Genomic DNA, 14,925 nt, shown 5'->3' on the forward strand with positions numbered 1-14,925 from the left:
TGTGAAGATTCGCTCCGCCATTGCCGCCCTCGCGCTTACCGGGATCGCTCTCGATACGGTCGCCCTTGCCCAAACGGCACCTGGTTCCGCGCCGCCTGCCCCCGCGCCGCAGGACGCCGGGACCGGCGACGTGGTGATCAACATGCGCGGCGTGGAGATCTCCGACGTCGCCGACCAGATCTCGCGGATCACCGGGCGCACGCTGATCCTCGACCCCGCCGTGAAGGGCGTGGTGACCGTCACCTCCTCGACCCCGCTCTCGCCCTCGGGCGTGTGGGAGCTGTTCCAGTCGGTGCTGCGCGCCAACGGCTTTTCGGCGGTGCGTTCGGGCCGGGCCTGGCGGATCGTGCCGGCGGCCAACGCCGTGCGCGACGGCGGTATCCCGAGCCGCGGCGCTTCCGGCCAGGAGCTGGTGACGCGGATGGTGCGGCTGCAGAACGTGCCGGCGGCGGACGTCGCCCGCGTGGTGCGCCCGCTGGTCGCGACCTTTGGCAGCGTCGAGCCGCTGAGCACGCCCAACGCGGTGGTGATTACCGATTATGCCGACAATGTCCGCCGGGTGGAGGCGATTGCCCGCCAACTCGATGGCGGCAGCGGCGCGACCTTCATCACCATGGCGCTGAAGAACGGCAATGCGGTCGATGTTGCTGCCTCGCTCCAGTCGGTCCTGGGCGAAGGCACGCGGGTGGCCGCCGATGCGCGCAGCAACACGGTGATCGTGCGCGGCACGCCGGCTTCGGTCGCCGAGGCGCGCAAGATGCTGATCTCGCTCGACCAGCCGGGCGGCGCGACGCCGATCACCCGGATGTTCCGCCTGAACTATGCCGATGCCGAGACGGTCACCGACGTGCTGCGCGGCGTGCTCGGCCAGGGCAGCAGCGCCGACAATCCGGTGGCGTCGAGCCTGGGGGCTTCCAATCCGTTCGCGCGGCTGAGCCAGGGCAACGGCAGCAACGGCAATCTCTCGGCGCTGTCGAACAGCGCAGCGTCGACCAGCGGCGGGGTAGGCAGCGCGATGCAGAGCGCCAATACCAGCGGCACGGCGATGCAGGCGGTGCAGACGCAGACACCCAAGGGCTTCTCGACCTCCGAACTGACCGTGCAGCCGGCGCCGGAGCTCAACGCCGTCGTGATCCGCGGCACCTCCGCCGCGATCGCCTCGATCGAGCCGCTGATCGCCGATCTCGACGTGCGCCGCCCGCAGGTGCTGATCGAGGCCGCGATCGCCGAGATCACCGGCGACGATGCCGAGCAGCTGGGCGTGCAGATCGGCACCAGCGGCGCGGTGCTCGACCAGGTGAAGGGCGCGGCGACCTCGTTCGACCAGTCCGGCGCGTCGCTCGGCACGATCCTCAAGGCACTGGGCGTGCCGGCGGGATCGGTGATCGGCAACGGCCTGAACGCCAATATCGCGATCGGCGACGATTTCTCGATCCTGGTCCAGGCGCTGGGCACTTCCAGCCGGGCGAACCTGCTCTCGACGCCGCAGATCACTGTGCTCGACAATGTCGCGGGCGAGTTCGTCTCGGGTCAGAACGTGCCGTTCCTGACAGGCTCGATCCTGACCAACTCGACGACGGTGAACCCGTACACGACGATCGAGCGCAAGGATGTGGGCATCACCCTGCGCGTGCTGCCGCGAGTGAATGCGGGTGACACGATCCGGCTGCAGGTGAACCAGGAAGCCTCGTCGATCGCCACGGCGCAGACCGCGGCGGCCTCGGACCTGGTGACCAATCGCCGCGCGATCACCACCACGGTGCTGGCCGACAATGGCCAGACGATCGTGCTCGGCGGCCTCACCGCCGACGATTATACCGACACCCGCCAGCAGGTGCCGATCCTGGGCGACATCCCCATCGTCGGCGAGTTGTTCAAGAGCCGGCGCGAGCAGCACCAGAAGCGGACTTTGTTCATCTTCCTCAAGCCGACGATCCTGCGCGACGGCGCCGATGCGGCGGCGGCTTCGAAGGACCGCTACAACCGGCTGCGGGCGGACGAGATCGCCAATGCCAAGCGCGGCAGCCTGCTGCTCGCCCCACCGACGCCGCGGCTGACGGTGGAGATCGACGGTATTTATTGAGCGCGCGTTGACATCGATTGTGCTTATCCGCGCAGTTTCAGCCGGACTTCGGCAAATCCCTCAAGCTCTGCGGTTACCGAGATGAGCACATCGTCGCGGAACACGAAATTGGCTTCCAGCCGGCGCCGATTGGCACTGTCGACAAGCTCGAGCCGCAGCGATTGCCCGCAGACATTCAGCGGCCCGTCCGCATATCCCTGGGCAGCGGATAGCGATAGCTGTCCGCGTCGATCTCCTCGGCGAACGCGCGTGCACCCGCGACACCGGAAGCCGAGTGGACGACGTCGCCGGTCACAAGCGTGAATTCCGCGCTTGGATCGACCAGCGCGCGCAATCGCGGGTCCGACTGCCATCCGGACGCACGGGCGCGCTCGAAAATCTCGGCGGCGCGCCTGGCCAGCTTAGCCCTGACCTCGGCTGCATCGCCGGCCATGGGATGCGCGCAATTCGGGGGAGGGGCGGACTGCGCATGCGCATGCGGCACGAGAGCGCAGAGCAATAGCGGCAAGAGCATCTGCTTCATCGTCACCCCGTCGACGTGCATGCTGGAAATGCGGTTGCTCCTGCATAGGGCGAATCGCCGTTCCCGCCACTTCCACCGAGCAGGCCCGCTAGCCGCCCGGCGGCGCCGGCTCCGCCCCAGTCGGCTCGATCGGCAACGGCACGCGGACGCGTTCGGTACCGCGGGTGAAGAAGGCCGCGTCGATCGCCAGGCTGGCGAGGCTCCAGCCATCGGCGCTCTCCCCTACCCTGAGCGTACGCGTGGAGCCGTCGCTGCCCTTTACCAGCGCCACGGCATCGACGTTGAGCCGGCCGACGATGCCGACCAGTTGCGGGGCGTCGGACGGGCTCTCGGCGGGCTCGGCGGTACCGAACAGGGGACGCTCATAGGCGCGGGCGAGGATCGGCATCGTGCCGGCGCCGATCGGTGCGGGTTGCGGCGCAGGCGGCGGGGCCTTGTCCGCCTTGCCGGGGAGCAGCAGCGTGACCGGAAGGATCACTGCGATGGCGCCGGCCACCGCCAGCGCGGTCCATTCGGGGCGGAGCTTCATTGCCATGCCGCGACCACCTCGCCGGTCAGCCGCACGCCGCCGCCGGGGATCGGCTCGATCCGCCAGCTGCGCATGCGCATGAGCGGCTTGCCGCGCTCGAGCGCATCGGCGAGCGCCACCACCGCTTTCTCCGCTCCCGAGACGCGAATGCGCAGCGCGACGACGCCGGCGGGCGCCTGGGCGTAGCGCATCTCCTCGACGAGCACGCCGCCGGCCTGGGCAAGGGCGCGGGTGCGCAGCATGATCGCCGCCCTGCCCGCTGCCTCGTCCGCCACCCCGAGCGCGAGGCCGGGGGCGAGCATGGGTGGCAGCGCGGCGGGCCTGGCCGCCTGGGCCGCGAGCCGGGCATGGTCGGCACGGGCGGCCGCCAGGTCGCCGAGCGCGGTGCCGGTGGCGGGCGCGAGCAGCAGCGCGAGGACGAGGCCGGCGATGCCGCCGATCGCGAGGGGCGGCAGCTTCATCGCGCATCCTCGCGCATCGAGACGATCATCGCCGTTTCGGTGTGCCGCTGGCTGGTATTGCGCATGCCGGCGAATTCGGGGGCGCGGCGGACGGCGGCGCGCAGGCCGTCTGGATCGCCCCCGGTGACGTCGAGCTCGAGCCCGCCATCGGGGGTACGCTCGATCCGGGTCAGCGACGCTTCGGATGGCAGTACGCCTGCGAGTATCTCGAGCACTTCGCCCGGCGTGGCACGACCGGCTGCATTGGCGAGCGCGGTGCGGGCAGTACGCGCCGCCGCCTCCGCCTGGAGGCGCGGTGCGAGCTGGTCCTGTAACATCGCCGACGCGCGCCTTTCCTGTGCCGCGAGCAGATTGGCGCCGACCAGGCTAAGCAATGGCGCTGCGGCGATCAGCGCGCCGAACGCCGCGGCGACACCCCAGCTAGTATGTGGCAAGCGCGTGCCGCCCAGCGCGGCGGATAAGCGCTCCGACAGGCTCTCGGCCGGTTCGGGCGGCATGTCGGGATCGGGTTTGCCGGCATCCATCGCGGGCCTGCTTAAGCACTGCGGCGCCTTCAAGCAAAGCGTCATCGCGCAGACACATAAAAGTCACGGCTCCGAAACGGCAATCGCATGGCCACGTCATCTCGGCCTTCCAAGGACCGGGCAACCGGGTCGCCAGTGACTCGGGTGCTTGGGGGTTTCCATGACCAATCTCACCGAAACCGGCTTCGGCTATACCGATGGCGACGTCGATACGAATATCCACAATACGGGCCCGACGCTCGGCAGCCTGATCGAGCAGCGCTATTCGCGCCGTACCACGCTGCAGCGCGGTGGCGCAGCGATCGTCGCCGCGACCATGGGCGGCTCGGTCCTCGCCGCCTGCGACAGCAAGGTGGACGATCTGGGCACCGGCCCGACCGTCAGCGCAGGTGCGGACGCAGCGACCAATTCGGGCCGCGTCATCACCCTCACCGGCACTGCGACCGGCGGCAATGGCCTGACCACCGCCTGGAGCCAGGTCAGCGGCCCGACCGTAACGCTGACCGGCACCGGCAACACCGTCACCTTCCTCGCGCCGAGCGTGAGCGCCGCCACCGCGCTGGTGTTCCAGTTCGCTGCCGCCGACACCACCAACCCGACCGCGAAGCTGGCAACGACCACGATCACGGTCAGCCCCGCCGCGCTGGGCTTCACCGCCGTCGCCAAGAACAAGCTCGACGTGGTGAGCGTGCCGACCGGCTACACGGTGGGCGTGATCAACCGCACCGGCGATCCCATCCTTGCGGGCGTCCCCGCCTACAAGAATGACGGCACCGACACCAACTTCGCCGGCCGCATCGGCGACCATGGCGACGCGCTCTACTGGTATGGCCTGAGCGCCACCGGCACCCGCGACGCGACCAGCTCGACCCGCGGCCTGCTCGTGCAGAACCACGAGAACATCAACCAGCAGTATCTCCATGTCGCCGGCGCCACGACCGTCGGCGGCGCGCGCCCCGAGAGCGAAGCGCTGAAGGAGATCGAGTGCCACGGCGTTTCGGTGACCGAAGTCAGCGAGGGCGCCGGCCGCGTCTGGACCGTCAACCAGAACTCGACCTTCAACCGCCGCCTGACCCCGAGCACGCCGATGGTGTTCAACGGGCCGGTCAAGGGCTCGGACTTCCTCAAGACCGCCTTCTCGGCGGACGGCACCCAGGGCCGCGGCACGATCAACAACTGCGCCAACGGCACGACGCCCTGGGGCACCGCGCTGACCTGCGAAGAGAATTGGGCCGGCTATTTCCGCCGCGCCAGCACCGATGTCGCGGGCCGCACCGCCAAGGAGCTGACCGCGCTCAGCCGCTACGGCGTGACCAGCGGTTCGGGCAGCTACAGCTGGTCGAGCGTGGTCGCTTCCGATCCGACCAACACGCTGTTCCGCCGCTGGGACGCCCGCGCCTCGGGTGCGACCGCGACCGACGACTTCCGCAACGAGCCGAACCAGTTCGGCTGGGTGGTCGAGATCGATCCGTACGACAAGAGCAAGGCGCCGCGTAAGCGCACGGCGCTGGGCCGCATGGGCCATGAGGGCTGCTGGCCGGGCGCGTTCGTCGCGGGCCGCAAGCCGGCCTGGTACATGGGCGACGACGCGACGAACGAGTATCTCTACAAGTTCGTCTCGAACACCGCCTGGGTCGCCGCCGACGCGGATGCGACCGACCGCCTGTCGATCGGCGACAAGTACATGGACGCCGGCACGGTCTATGTCGCGGTGTTCAACGCCGACGGCACCGGCAGCTGGAAGGCGCTGACCTTCGGCGCGAACGGCATCGACGCGAGCTATGCGCCCTATGCCTTTGCCAGCCAGGTGGACGTGCTGGTCAACCCGCGCCTCGCCGCCGACGCGGCCGGCGCGACTCCGATGGACCGGCCGGAATGGACCGCGGTGAACCCGGTGACCGGCGACGTCTATCTGACGCTGACCAATAACTCGAACCGCGTCACCACCGCCGACACGCCCAGTGCGAGCCAGCGCCGCACCGATGCGGCCAATCCGCGCGTCTATGTCGATCTGCCCAGCACCTCGCGCGGCAACCGCAACGGCCACATCATCCGTCTCAAGGAAACCGGCAACACGACCGAGGCGACGACCTTCACCTGGGACATCTACCTCTTCGGCGCCGGCTCGGATCTCGATGCGACCAACGTCAATGTCTCGGGCCTGACTGCGGACCAGGACTTCTCCAGCCCGGACGGCCTGTACTTCAGCCGCGCGAGCAACGCGGCGGGCCAGGTCAAGCCGCTGCTGTGGTTCCAGACCGATGACGGCGCCTATACCGACGTCACCAACTGCATGATGCTGGCTGCGATGCCGGGCACCGTCGGCGATGGCGGTGCGCGCACGATCACCAACACCAATGCCGCCAGCGTCACCTCGACCCAGGCGACTCGCGTGGGCGCGGCACCGACTGCGGCAACGCTGAAGCGCTTCCTGGTCGGCCCGGTCGAGTGCGAGATCACCGGCGTGGACTCGACTCCGGACGGCCGCACGTTGTTCGTCGGCATCCAGCACCCGGGCGAAGGCGGCACCGCCGCGACCCCGACCAGCCACTGGCCGGACAGCCAGAGCGGAACGGCCGCCGCGAGCGTGCGTCCGCGTTCGGCTGTGGTGGTGATCACCAAGAACGACGGCGGCCTGGTCGGCCTCTGATCGCTTTGGTTGGTTGAAATGATGGGGAGGCTCACCGGGTGGTGGGCCTCCCTTTTCATTTGACCGGAAACACCGTCGTCCAGTCACGCTGCATGCTGACGACGCGGATGCCGTATTCGTCCGCGCGGTCGAGCGCCTCGGCGAGCGGGCTAAGGCGGAATTCGCGGTCATAGGCGAACTCGCGGGTCGCATCGTCGTGGTGGAGCAGCAGCGAGAGGCGCGGGCCGGGGCCGGTGTTCGTATAGCGCAGCATGGCCAGGTCGCCGTCCGAATTGCCGAAGGCGAAGATCGGGCGCCGGCCGATGTGCAGCGCGATGTTCTGCGGCTTCACGTCGCGATCGTCGAAGCTGCCGAGCTCGGCGAGCTTCAACAGATCGACGCGGCCATGCTCCTCGGAAAGCTGGGTGCGGACGCTCGATCCGACGACCTGGTTGCGCGCCACGCCGTATACTTCCTCGGAAAAGGCGCGGATCAGGTCGATGCCGCCGCCCGAGACGATGAAGGTCTTGAAGCCGTTCTCGCGCAGATAGGCGAGCAGCTCGAGCTGGGGCTGGTAGACGAGATCGGTGAACAGGCGCCCGAGCTTGGGGTTCTTGGCCGTCGCCAGCCAGTGGCGCGCATAGGCGTCGAACGTGTCTTCGGTCATGCCGGCATGCGTTGCCGCGGCGACTTCGAAGAAGCCGCGCTTCCCGAGATCCTTGATCGCGGTCATGTCTTGCTCGAGAAAGGCCTTGAAGGGCTGACGCTCCTGCAGGGACGGGTCCTGCTGCGCGAGCGCCTCGAGCCGCTCGCGGCCGAAGAAGAACTGGGTCTGCAGCGGCTGCTCGCACCATAGCGTGCCGTCATTGTCGAAGGTCGCGATCCGGTCCGCCGGAGCAACGAAATCCGACCCGCCGGTGCGTGTTACCTTGCCGACGAACGCGACGATCGCCGCCTTGGTATCGCCGTCATGCCATGAGGGAAGCCGATCGCCCATCCGCCGTTCTCCGAAAAGACCGGCGGCAAGGCTATGCAATCAGCTCCGTCACGCCATCGGGGTTTACCCCGGCGGAAAGCGCGGCGCCTCCCGGGTTCAGCGATCCGTCCGGCTGAGGATCTTCGCGATCCCGTTGGGCGGGATGCCGATCATGTAGTTCGTCCCGCCCTTGCAGGTGACGCGCCAGGTCGGCACGCCGTCCTGGTCGGCGATCCGGGTCGAGGCATCGACATGGTCGCAGGGGAGCGGCGCGTCCTGGAGGGCGCGGATGAAGGTGGCGCCGCGCTGGGCTTCGTTCTGGGCGAGCACCGCGGCACTGTAGTTCGTGGTGTCCGCCGCATTGGCACCGGAATCCGCCGCGTTGAGGGGCTCGGCCTGGACCGCGTCCTTGGCGGTGAGGTTGGTCTCGCTCGGGCTCCCGCAGCCCGCGAGCGCAAGCGCTGCGAGCGCCGGCACGATGATGCTCTTCATGTCGCGTCCCCTCTAATTGGTCCCGCACCTTAATGCGGGACCCTAGCCTAGGTTCCTAGCGCTGATATGCCTTGGGCAGCGCGCCTTCCTTGGGATCGAGATAGCGCTGCCTGAGGCGCGTCCAGCGGCTGTCGAGCGGCTGCTCGACGCCGTCGATGAAGACGCTGGTCGCCGAAGTGCCGATCTCGAGCGGATCGCCGTCCCAGATCACCACGTCGCCGTGGCGGCCGGGCTTGAGCGAGCCGAACTCCGCGCCAAGCCCGAGCGCCTCTGCAGGCTTGGAGCTGATCGCGGCAAAGGCCGCAGCCCAATCGAGGCCGGTGGCGCCGGGCACCTTGGTGAGCGCCACCAGATTGCCGGCGTACTGCTTTTCCCAGCGCGCCTGGCGGGCCTCGTCCTGGTTGATCGTGCCGAGCGCGACGGTGACGCCTGCTGCGGCCATACGGCCGACATTGGACTGGCTGGAGGCGAGCTGCTCGAAGCTCTCGGGCAGGTCGGTGAGTGCGGTGGCGATCACCGGCACGCCTGCGGCCGCGATCTGCGGAGCGACGGTCCAGCCTTCGGCCGCACCGACAAAGACCATCTTCAGGCCGGGCATTTCCTTCTTGAGCTGGAGCAGCACCAGCATGTCCGACGCACGCTCGACATGGACGAGTAGCGGCGTGCGGCCCTGGACCACCGGCACCAGCGCCTCGGCATCGGCGCGGGTGAGGAAGGCGTCCTTGCCGCGATCGGTGTAGCTGGCGGGTGCGCGGATATAGTCGCGGACCTCGAACAGGACGTTCTTGAGCGTGGCATAGGCCGCCGAGCGGCTGCCGCCCGCGGCACGCGCGCCGCTCTCGCCCCATTCCATGAACTGGAAGGCGCGCGGCTTGCTGACCGCATCCATATCGGAGCCAAGGTCGATGATCGCGCCCTGGCCCGCGAAGATCGAACCGCGGTTATCGGGCGCGACGACGGCGCGGGTGATGCCCTCGGCACGGTTGATCGCGATCGGGCTCGACTTGGGATTCACTGCCGGGGCGACGTCGATCGCGGCGTGGAAGGGCGCGCTGCTGGCGCCGCTGTCATTGGTCTCGTCGACGCCGTCTACTTCGATGATGCCCATCCGGGTGAAGCCGGCGAAGATGCCGGGCGAGACCCATTTGCCGCCCGCATCTATCACGCGGACACCGGCAGGCACGGCGACGCCCGGGCCGGCGGCGACGACCTTGCCGTCGCGGATCACGACGGTGCCGCCCTCGACCGGCTGCGAACCGTCGCCGATGACGAGCTTGGCGTTGGTGATTGCCACGGTCTGGGCCATGGCGGGAGCGGTGAAGGTGAGCGCGGCGGCGGCGCCAAGGAGGAGCTTCTTCGTCATCACTTCACATCCCCCTCGCCCGGCTGACCGAGCTCGAAATCGGAAACCGGGCGGCGCTTGGGATCCTTGGCATCGTACATCAGCGCGCCATCGACCCAGACCATCTGGGGCCGCGTGTAGACGCTGAACGGATTGCCGTTCCACAGCACTACGTCCGCCATCTTGCCGGGCTTGAGGCTACCGGTCTTGTCGGCGATGCCCAGCGCCTTGGCCGGGTTGATCGCCAGCCAGGTCCAGGCATGTTCCTCGCTGATGTTCATGCCCGCCTTGATGCCCGAGGCACGGGCCTTGGCGACTTCCTGGTTGAGGCGCTGGATGCCATTGGCGTCGTCCGAATGGATCATCACGCAGGCGCCTTCCTTGTCGAGGATGGCGAGGTTCTCGGGCACCGCGTCATAGGCTTCCATCTTGAAGCCGTACCAGTCCGCCCAGACGGCGGCGCAGGTGTTGTTGGCCTTGAGCAGGTCGGCGATCTTGTAGGCCTCGACCGCGTGGTGGAAGGCCGAGACGTGGTAGCCGAACTCCTTGGCCATATCCATGACGATGGCCATCTCGTCGGCGCGGTAGCAATGGTTCTGGACAAGGATCTCGCCCTCGAGCACACCGCGAAGCGTATCCATGGCAAGGTCGCGCGACGGCGGCTCGCCGCCCTTGTCCTCATAGCGATCCCAGCGGCGCTTATACTCGACCGCACGCGCCCAGGTGGCGCGATCGACCGCTATATTGCCCATGCGCGTGGAGGGCATCCGGCCCTTCGAGCCATAGACGCGCTTGGGATTCTCGCCGCACGCCATCTTGAGACCATAGGGAGCGCCGGGGAACTTCATCGCCTGCATCGTGCGGGCATAGACGTTCTTCACGACGACCGAGCGGCCGCCCATCAGGTTCGCCGAGCCGGGAAGGATCTGGAGCGTGGTGACGCCGCCATTCACGAGCGCGCGGCCGAAGCCGGGGTCCTGCGGCCAGACGCTGTGTTCGGCCCAGACATCGGCGGTGACCGGGCCGGTCATCTCGTTGCCGTCCGAATTGGCCTGGACGCCGGGCGAGGGATAATCGCCGAGATGGCTGTGGATGTCGATCACACCGGGGGTGACGTACTTGCCCTGCCCGTCGATCACTGTCGCGCCGTCGGCGGCGAGGTTCTGGCCCACCGCGACGATCTTGCCGTCGCGGAAAAGCACCTGTCCATTGTCGATTCGCCCGCCTTCGCCGTCGAACACGGTGACGTTGGTCAGCAGCGTCGGGGCGCCGGGATAGGCGTGATAGGTGGAAGGGTAAGGATCGTGGCTATAGCCCTTCCCCTTGCCCGGGCCGCTCGCGGCGGGTGCCGGATCGGAGGAGGCGCTCTGCGCGCGGCTGCCGCTCGCATCGCAGGCGGTGAGCCCGGCAAGGGCTCCCAGCATCATCAACGTCCGGATCAAATGAGTCACTCCCACTGCGTAACAATCCTGATCGCGCAGGAGCGGTTATGTTGGCAAGATGGTGAACTTCGAAAAAAGACTGAACCACTCTGGACTGTCCCCGTTTTCTCCGGTGGTTGATTGGTGTTATTGACAGTTCCCGGAAGGGGAAGGTGCATAGTTGCGCGTAGCCATTGACCCTGCCAGCCCGTCCCGCGCGACGGCGCCGGTCAATCGACGAGTTGCCGTAGCACTCGCCGGTTTTGGCTTTGCATGCAGTCTGGCCGCATTTCTGGGGTGGCTGCTCGGCCCCCCGGCGCTCCGCGGCTTCGGCTTTGCCGAATACCCGATCTGGCCCTGGACCGCCGTCGGCTATCTCGGCCTGTCGCTCGGCTTCCTCGCATCGTTCACCGGGCGGCGGCAGCTCGCGATCGGCGCGCTGGCGGTGCCTTTCACGATCGCGCTGGTCTCGCTGTTCGAGCGCTGGTCCGGCACCGATCTCGGTATCGACATGCTGCTCTTCCCGCGCGCGCTTTCGGAATATTCCTTCGCTACGCTGGGCCGCACTGGCGTTAACCCCGCCGCGGTGTTCCTGGTGCTGGGGCTGGCCGGACTCAGCCAGAGCGTACACGACCTGCTGGCCAAGGAGATGCGCAGCCTGGTCGCAACCCTGGCACTGGGGCTGGCCGCGGCGGCGGCGATCGTCATCCTGTTCTCGCGCCCCGGCGGCAACCCAGCCGCACCGCTGCTCACCACCTCGCTGCCCGGCGCGCTGATCTCGATCTCGCTCGCACTGGCGGCGATCGCCTGGAACAGCGGGTTCAGCTGGATGCAACAAATACTGCGCGACTCCGGCAGCCGCCGCGTGCTGCGCGTGCTGTTGCCCGCCGCGCTGATCCTGCCGGTGCTGCCGGCGGTGCTGGAGCTCGTGCTGGCGCGCAGGCTGCTCTTCTCCGCCCTGCCGGTGCAGTTGCTCACCGTGCTCGCCAATGTGCTGGTGGTGGGAGCGATCGCCTATTGGGCAGTCACGCGTGTCGCGCGCGAGCAATCGGCGCAAATCGAGCTGAGCGAGGCGATCGACGTCACAACCATGGCGCTCACCGCGCCGGACGGGACGATCGTCCACTGGTCCGACGGCGCCGCCACGCTGTTCGGCTGGAGCTCTGCCGAGGCGTGCGGGCAGAACAAGTACCAGCTGCTGCGCTCCCGCTGCGAAAGCGCCGAGACCAGCCTGCCCCGCCGCCCCGAGGGCGAGACGCTGGAGCTGGTGGAGACCGCACGCGATGGGCGGGAAATCGCAATCCTCGAGCGCACCCACCGCGTGCAGATCGACGGTCGCGATCCCGTGACCATCCACAAGATGACGGACGTGTCCGACCAAGCCCGTGCCGTGACGGCACTGCGCGAGAGCCAGGAGCGCTTCGCCATCGCCACGGCAACGCACGAAGTGGGCGTGTTCGAATGGGACGTTGCCTCAGGGCGGATCGAATGGGCGCCGGGCGCCGAGGAGCGGCTCGGCCTGATCCCGGGCACGATCACCGACTTCGACAGCTGGCGCGCGCAGATCCAACCCGAAGACGTGGACGCAGTGATCGATGCGATCGAGCAGGCGGTGGCCGACCGCGCGCCGCGTTTCAGCTTCCGCTATCATTTCATCGAGCCCAACGGGATGGTGCGCGCCGTGGAAGGCTCGGCGCGCGCCATCTATGATTCCGAGGGCAATTTGATCCGCACGGTGGGGGCGATGCTCGACATCACTGACCGGGAGGAACGCGAGGCCGCGCTGCGCCGACGCGAGGCGCAGCTGCGCTCGATCATTGAGACAGTGCCCGAGGCGATGCTGGTGGTGGACGAGGAAGGCACGATCCGCGTGTTCAGCGCCGCCGCGGAAGTGCTGTGGGACTATCGCGCGCACGAAGTGCTGGGGCACCATGTCTCGATGCTCACCCCCTACCCCCAAGACGAGGAAGCCGAAACGCGGCTTGCGAGCTTCCTGAGGGCCGGCGAACCGCTGGAGCGTGGCGAGACCATCGCCGCCACCGGCCTGACCCGCAATGGCGCGCGCTTCCCGATGGAGGTGCGCGCTGGCGTTGCCCAGGTGGACGGGCATTCGCTGTTCACCCTCTTCGCCCGCGATCTGACCGAGCAGTTCGAGGCCGACGAACGGCTGAGCGAGCTCAACGCCGAGATCGCCCATGTCGGCCGCCAATCGGCGATGAGCGAGCTTGCCGCGGACATGGCGCACGAACTCAACCAGCCGCTTGCCGCCACATCGAACTTCCTCGCCGCGGCACGGATGCTGCTCGACAAGGGTGAGGACTTCGAGCGGGTCGCCGAGATGCTGCGCATGGCCAATGAACAGACCCTGCGCGCGGGCGAAATCATCCGTCGGCTGCGCAGTTTTACCATGCGCGGCGATGTAGACATGCGCGTGACGCCGCTTGGACCGACTATTCGAGATGCCGCCGATCTGGTGCTTATAGGAACCAGTCAGTTCAATATACGGCTGACCTACGATCTGGACCCTGAGATCCCTTGCGTATTCGCAGATCGTGTGCAGGTGCAGCAAGTTGTAGTCAATCTTCTGCGCAATTCTATAGATGTTCTTCGTCAGCAAGGCGGCATTGATCGCCGCATCACCGTAAGTTCGTGCAAGTCCAGCGATGACATGGTTGCAATAGAAATTGCAGATAGCGGACCGGGGATTCCGGAACCAATGCTCGACCAACTCTTTTCCCGCTTCACCACAACGAAGAAGCAAGGTGGTGGAATGGGTATTGGACTTTCCATCAGCAAGCGTATCATTGACGCGCATGGTGGAATGCTGAGCGCGGAAAACCGCCCGGAGGGTGGTGCGGTCTTCCGGTTCACGCTACCCACCAGCGAACAGGGTGGAGAGTAGATGACAAAAACGATCTATATCGTGGACGACGACGACGCCGTCCGCGCATCGCTGCACAGCCTGCTGTCCTTACGTTCCGATTTGGTGATCCGGGCCTTCCGATCCGGTGATATGTTCCTGGAATCGCTGTCAGACCTCGATCCAGGTGTGCTACTGCTCGATTTCCACATGCCGGGATCGACCGGCCTGGATGTGCTCACATCCGTCGCCAACGATCCGCGTTTCGTGTCGATCATCCTCACCGGCCAGGGCAATGTCGGCCTGGCCGTCCAGGCGATGAAGGCAGGCGCGCTCGATTTCATCGAAAAGCCCTATGAAGCCGAGTTCCTGATGACGGCGATCGACCTCGCCTTCTCACGGCTCGAAGAGGGCAGCGAGGCGGCGACACGGGTCAATGCGGCCGAGAGCAAGATCGGAAAGCTGTCGCCCCGAGAAAGAGACGTGCTCAAAGGCCTGATCGAGGGGCGCTCGAACAAGATTATCGCCTATGAGCTGGATATCAGCCCGCGCACGGTGGAGATCTATCGCGCGAACCTGATGGAGAAGCTGGAAGTGCGCAGCCTGTCCGAGGCACTGCGCATTGCCTTTGCGGCCGGCATGTTCCCGAAGAACTAGCGTTCGGGATAGCCCCAGGCGGGCAGCATCGCCTCGAGGATCGCGGCCGCATCGGTGGGCGCGATCCGAGGTTCGGCGCCATCGGCCGACTGCCCGCCGATCACGGCCACAGCCCGCCAGCGCGGATCCCCGCGCAGCGCGGCCTCGCCGCCGTCGCGCGCCGCGAGAGCGCCGTCGTCGATGACCAGCACGGGAGCGTGCTCCAGCCAGCGCTCGACCCGCGGATCATCGAGATTGTCGACCGTGACGATATCGCAGCCCGCCATAGACAGGCGGGCGACCAGCGAGGTGCGAAGCCCCGCGTCTCTTGCCACGAGCACCAGCATTGGAACCGTCGGGCCCATGAGCCCTCCTGCAGTTTGCGACCCGGAGCTTATCGCTCCTTGGATGACGCCGTTTATGCGCAATCCCGCATATATCGCCATCCG

At 67.4% G+C, this 14,925-nt stretch carries 13 protein-coding genes; 4 read left to right on the top strand and 9 right to left on the bottom strand.

The genetic code is table 11. The features are described from left to right. Window position 1: 1 nt before the first annotated feature. On the top strand, window positions 2-2,083 hold the full coding sequence (gene gspD / locus AC1RPL_RS05050; RefSeq protein ID WP_493068159.1) for a type II secretion system secretin GspD: 2,082 nt from the start codon (window positions 2-4) through the stop codon (window positions 2,081-2,083). Window positions 2,084-2,258: 175 nt separating this feature from the next. Here gspD and AC1RPL_RS05055 read toward each other — a convergent pair whose 3' ends face one another. The 4 genes from AC1RPL_RS05055 to AC1RPL_RS05070 form a co-directional block, all read right to left on the bottom strand. Further along, complete coding sequence (locus tag AC1RPL_RS05055) at window positions 2,259-2,606, bottom strand: hypothetical protein (protein WP_493068160.1); 348 nt, start codon at window positions 2,604-2,606, stop codon at window positions 2,259-2,261. 88 nt (window positions 2,607-2,694) lie between these two features. After that, entirely contained in the window at window positions 2,695-3,141 is a 447-nt protein-coding gene (locus tag AC1RPL_RS05060) for a hypothetical protein (protein WP_493068161.1), read from the bottom strand. Then, window positions 3,132-3,596 (bottom strand): hypothetical protein, encoded by a 465-nt coding sequence (locus tag AC1RPL_RS05065; RefSeq protein WP_493068162.1) that lies wholly within the window; start codon window positions 3,594-3,596, stop codon window positions 3,132-3,134. Before AC1RPL_RS05065 ends, AC1RPL_RS05060 begins: the two co-directional genes overlap by 10 nt. Continuing rightward, window positions 3,593-4,120 carry a hypothetical protein gene (locus AC1RPL_RS05070; RefSeq protein ID WP_493068163.1) on the bottom strand — a complete coding sequence of 176 codons (528 nt, stop codon included), beginning with the start codon at window positions 4,118-4,120 and terminating at the stop codon, window positions 3,593-3,595. Before AC1RPL_RS05070 ends, AC1RPL_RS05065 begins: the two co-directional genes overlap by 4 nt. A 160-nt stretch (window positions 4,121-4,280) precedes the next feature. Here AC1RPL_RS05070 and AC1RPL_RS05075 point away from each other — a divergent pair, with 160 nt between their 5' ends. Continuing rightward, complete coding sequence (locus AC1RPL_RS05075) at window positions 4,281-6,770, top strand: PhoX family protein (protein WP_493068164.1); 2,490 nt, start codon at window positions 4,281-4,283, stop codon at window positions 6,768-6,770. Between the two features lie 55 nt (window positions 6,771-6,825). On the opposite strand, the gene AC1RPL_RS05080 is transcribed toward AC1RPL_RS05075, so the two are convergent. From AC1RPL_RS05080 to AC1RPL_RS05095, 4 genes are all read right to left on the bottom strand, one after another. Then, window positions 6,826-7,746 carry an HAD family hydrolase gene (locus tag AC1RPL_RS05080; RefSeq protein ID WP_493068165.1) on the bottom strand — a complete coding sequence of 307 codons (921 nt, stop codon included), beginning with the start codon at window positions 7,744-7,746 and terminating at the stop codon, window positions 6,826-6,828. A 96-nt stretch (window positions 7,747-7,842) separates the two neighbouring features. Continuing rightward, the gene (locus tag AC1RPL_RS05085) at window positions 7,843-8,217 is read right to left on the bottom strand and encodes a hypothetical protein (RefSeq protein WP_493068166.1); all 375 of its coding nucleotides are present in this window, start codon (window positions 8,215-8,217) and stop codon (window positions 7,843-7,845) included. A 55-nt stretch (window positions 8,218-8,272) separates the two neighbouring features. Further along, window positions 8,273-9,580 carry an amidohydrolase family protein gene (locus AC1RPL_RS05090; RefSeq protein WP_493068167.1) on the bottom strand — a complete coding sequence of 436 codons (1,308 nt, stop codon included), beginning with the start codon at window positions 9,578-9,580 and terminating at the stop codon, window positions 8,273-8,275. Further along, window positions 9,580-10,983, bottom strand: a complete 1,404-nt coding sequence (locus AC1RPL_RS05095) for an amidohydrolase (protein WP_493069083.1) — start codon at window positions 10,981-10,983, stop codon at window positions 9,580-9,582. The genes AC1RPL_RS05090 and AC1RPL_RS05095 overlap by 1 nt, the downstream gene beginning before the upstream one ends. 178 nt (window positions 10,984-11,161) lie before the next feature. On the opposite strand from AC1RPL_RS05095, the gene AC1RPL_RS05100 reads away from it, so the two are divergent. Then, the gene (locus AC1RPL_RS05100) at window positions 11,162-13,882 is read left to right on the top strand and encodes a PAS domain-containing sensor histidine kinase (protein ID WP_493068168.1); all 2,721 of its coding nucleotides are present in this window, start codon (window positions 11,162-11,164) and stop codon (window positions 13,880-13,882) included. Next, the gene (locus AC1RPL_RS05105) at window positions 13,883-14,497 is read left to right on the top strand and encodes a response regulator transcription factor (RefSeq protein WP_493068169.1); all 615 of its coding nucleotides are present in this window, start codon (window positions 13,883-13,885) and stop codon (window positions 14,495-14,497) included. Here the strand turns inward: AC1RPL_RS05105 and AC1RPL_RS05110 are convergent. Next, window positions 14,494-14,841, bottom strand: a complete 348-nt coding sequence (locus AC1RPL_RS05110; RefSeq protein WP_493068170.1) for a hypothetical protein — start codon at window positions 14,839-14,841, stop codon at window positions 14,494-14,496. The genes AC1RPL_RS05105 and AC1RPL_RS05110 overlap by 4 nt on opposite strands. Window positions 14,842-14,925 lie beyond the last annotated feature (84 nt).

The organism is Sphingomonas sp. GW821-FHT12D09 (genome assembly GCF_058807215.1).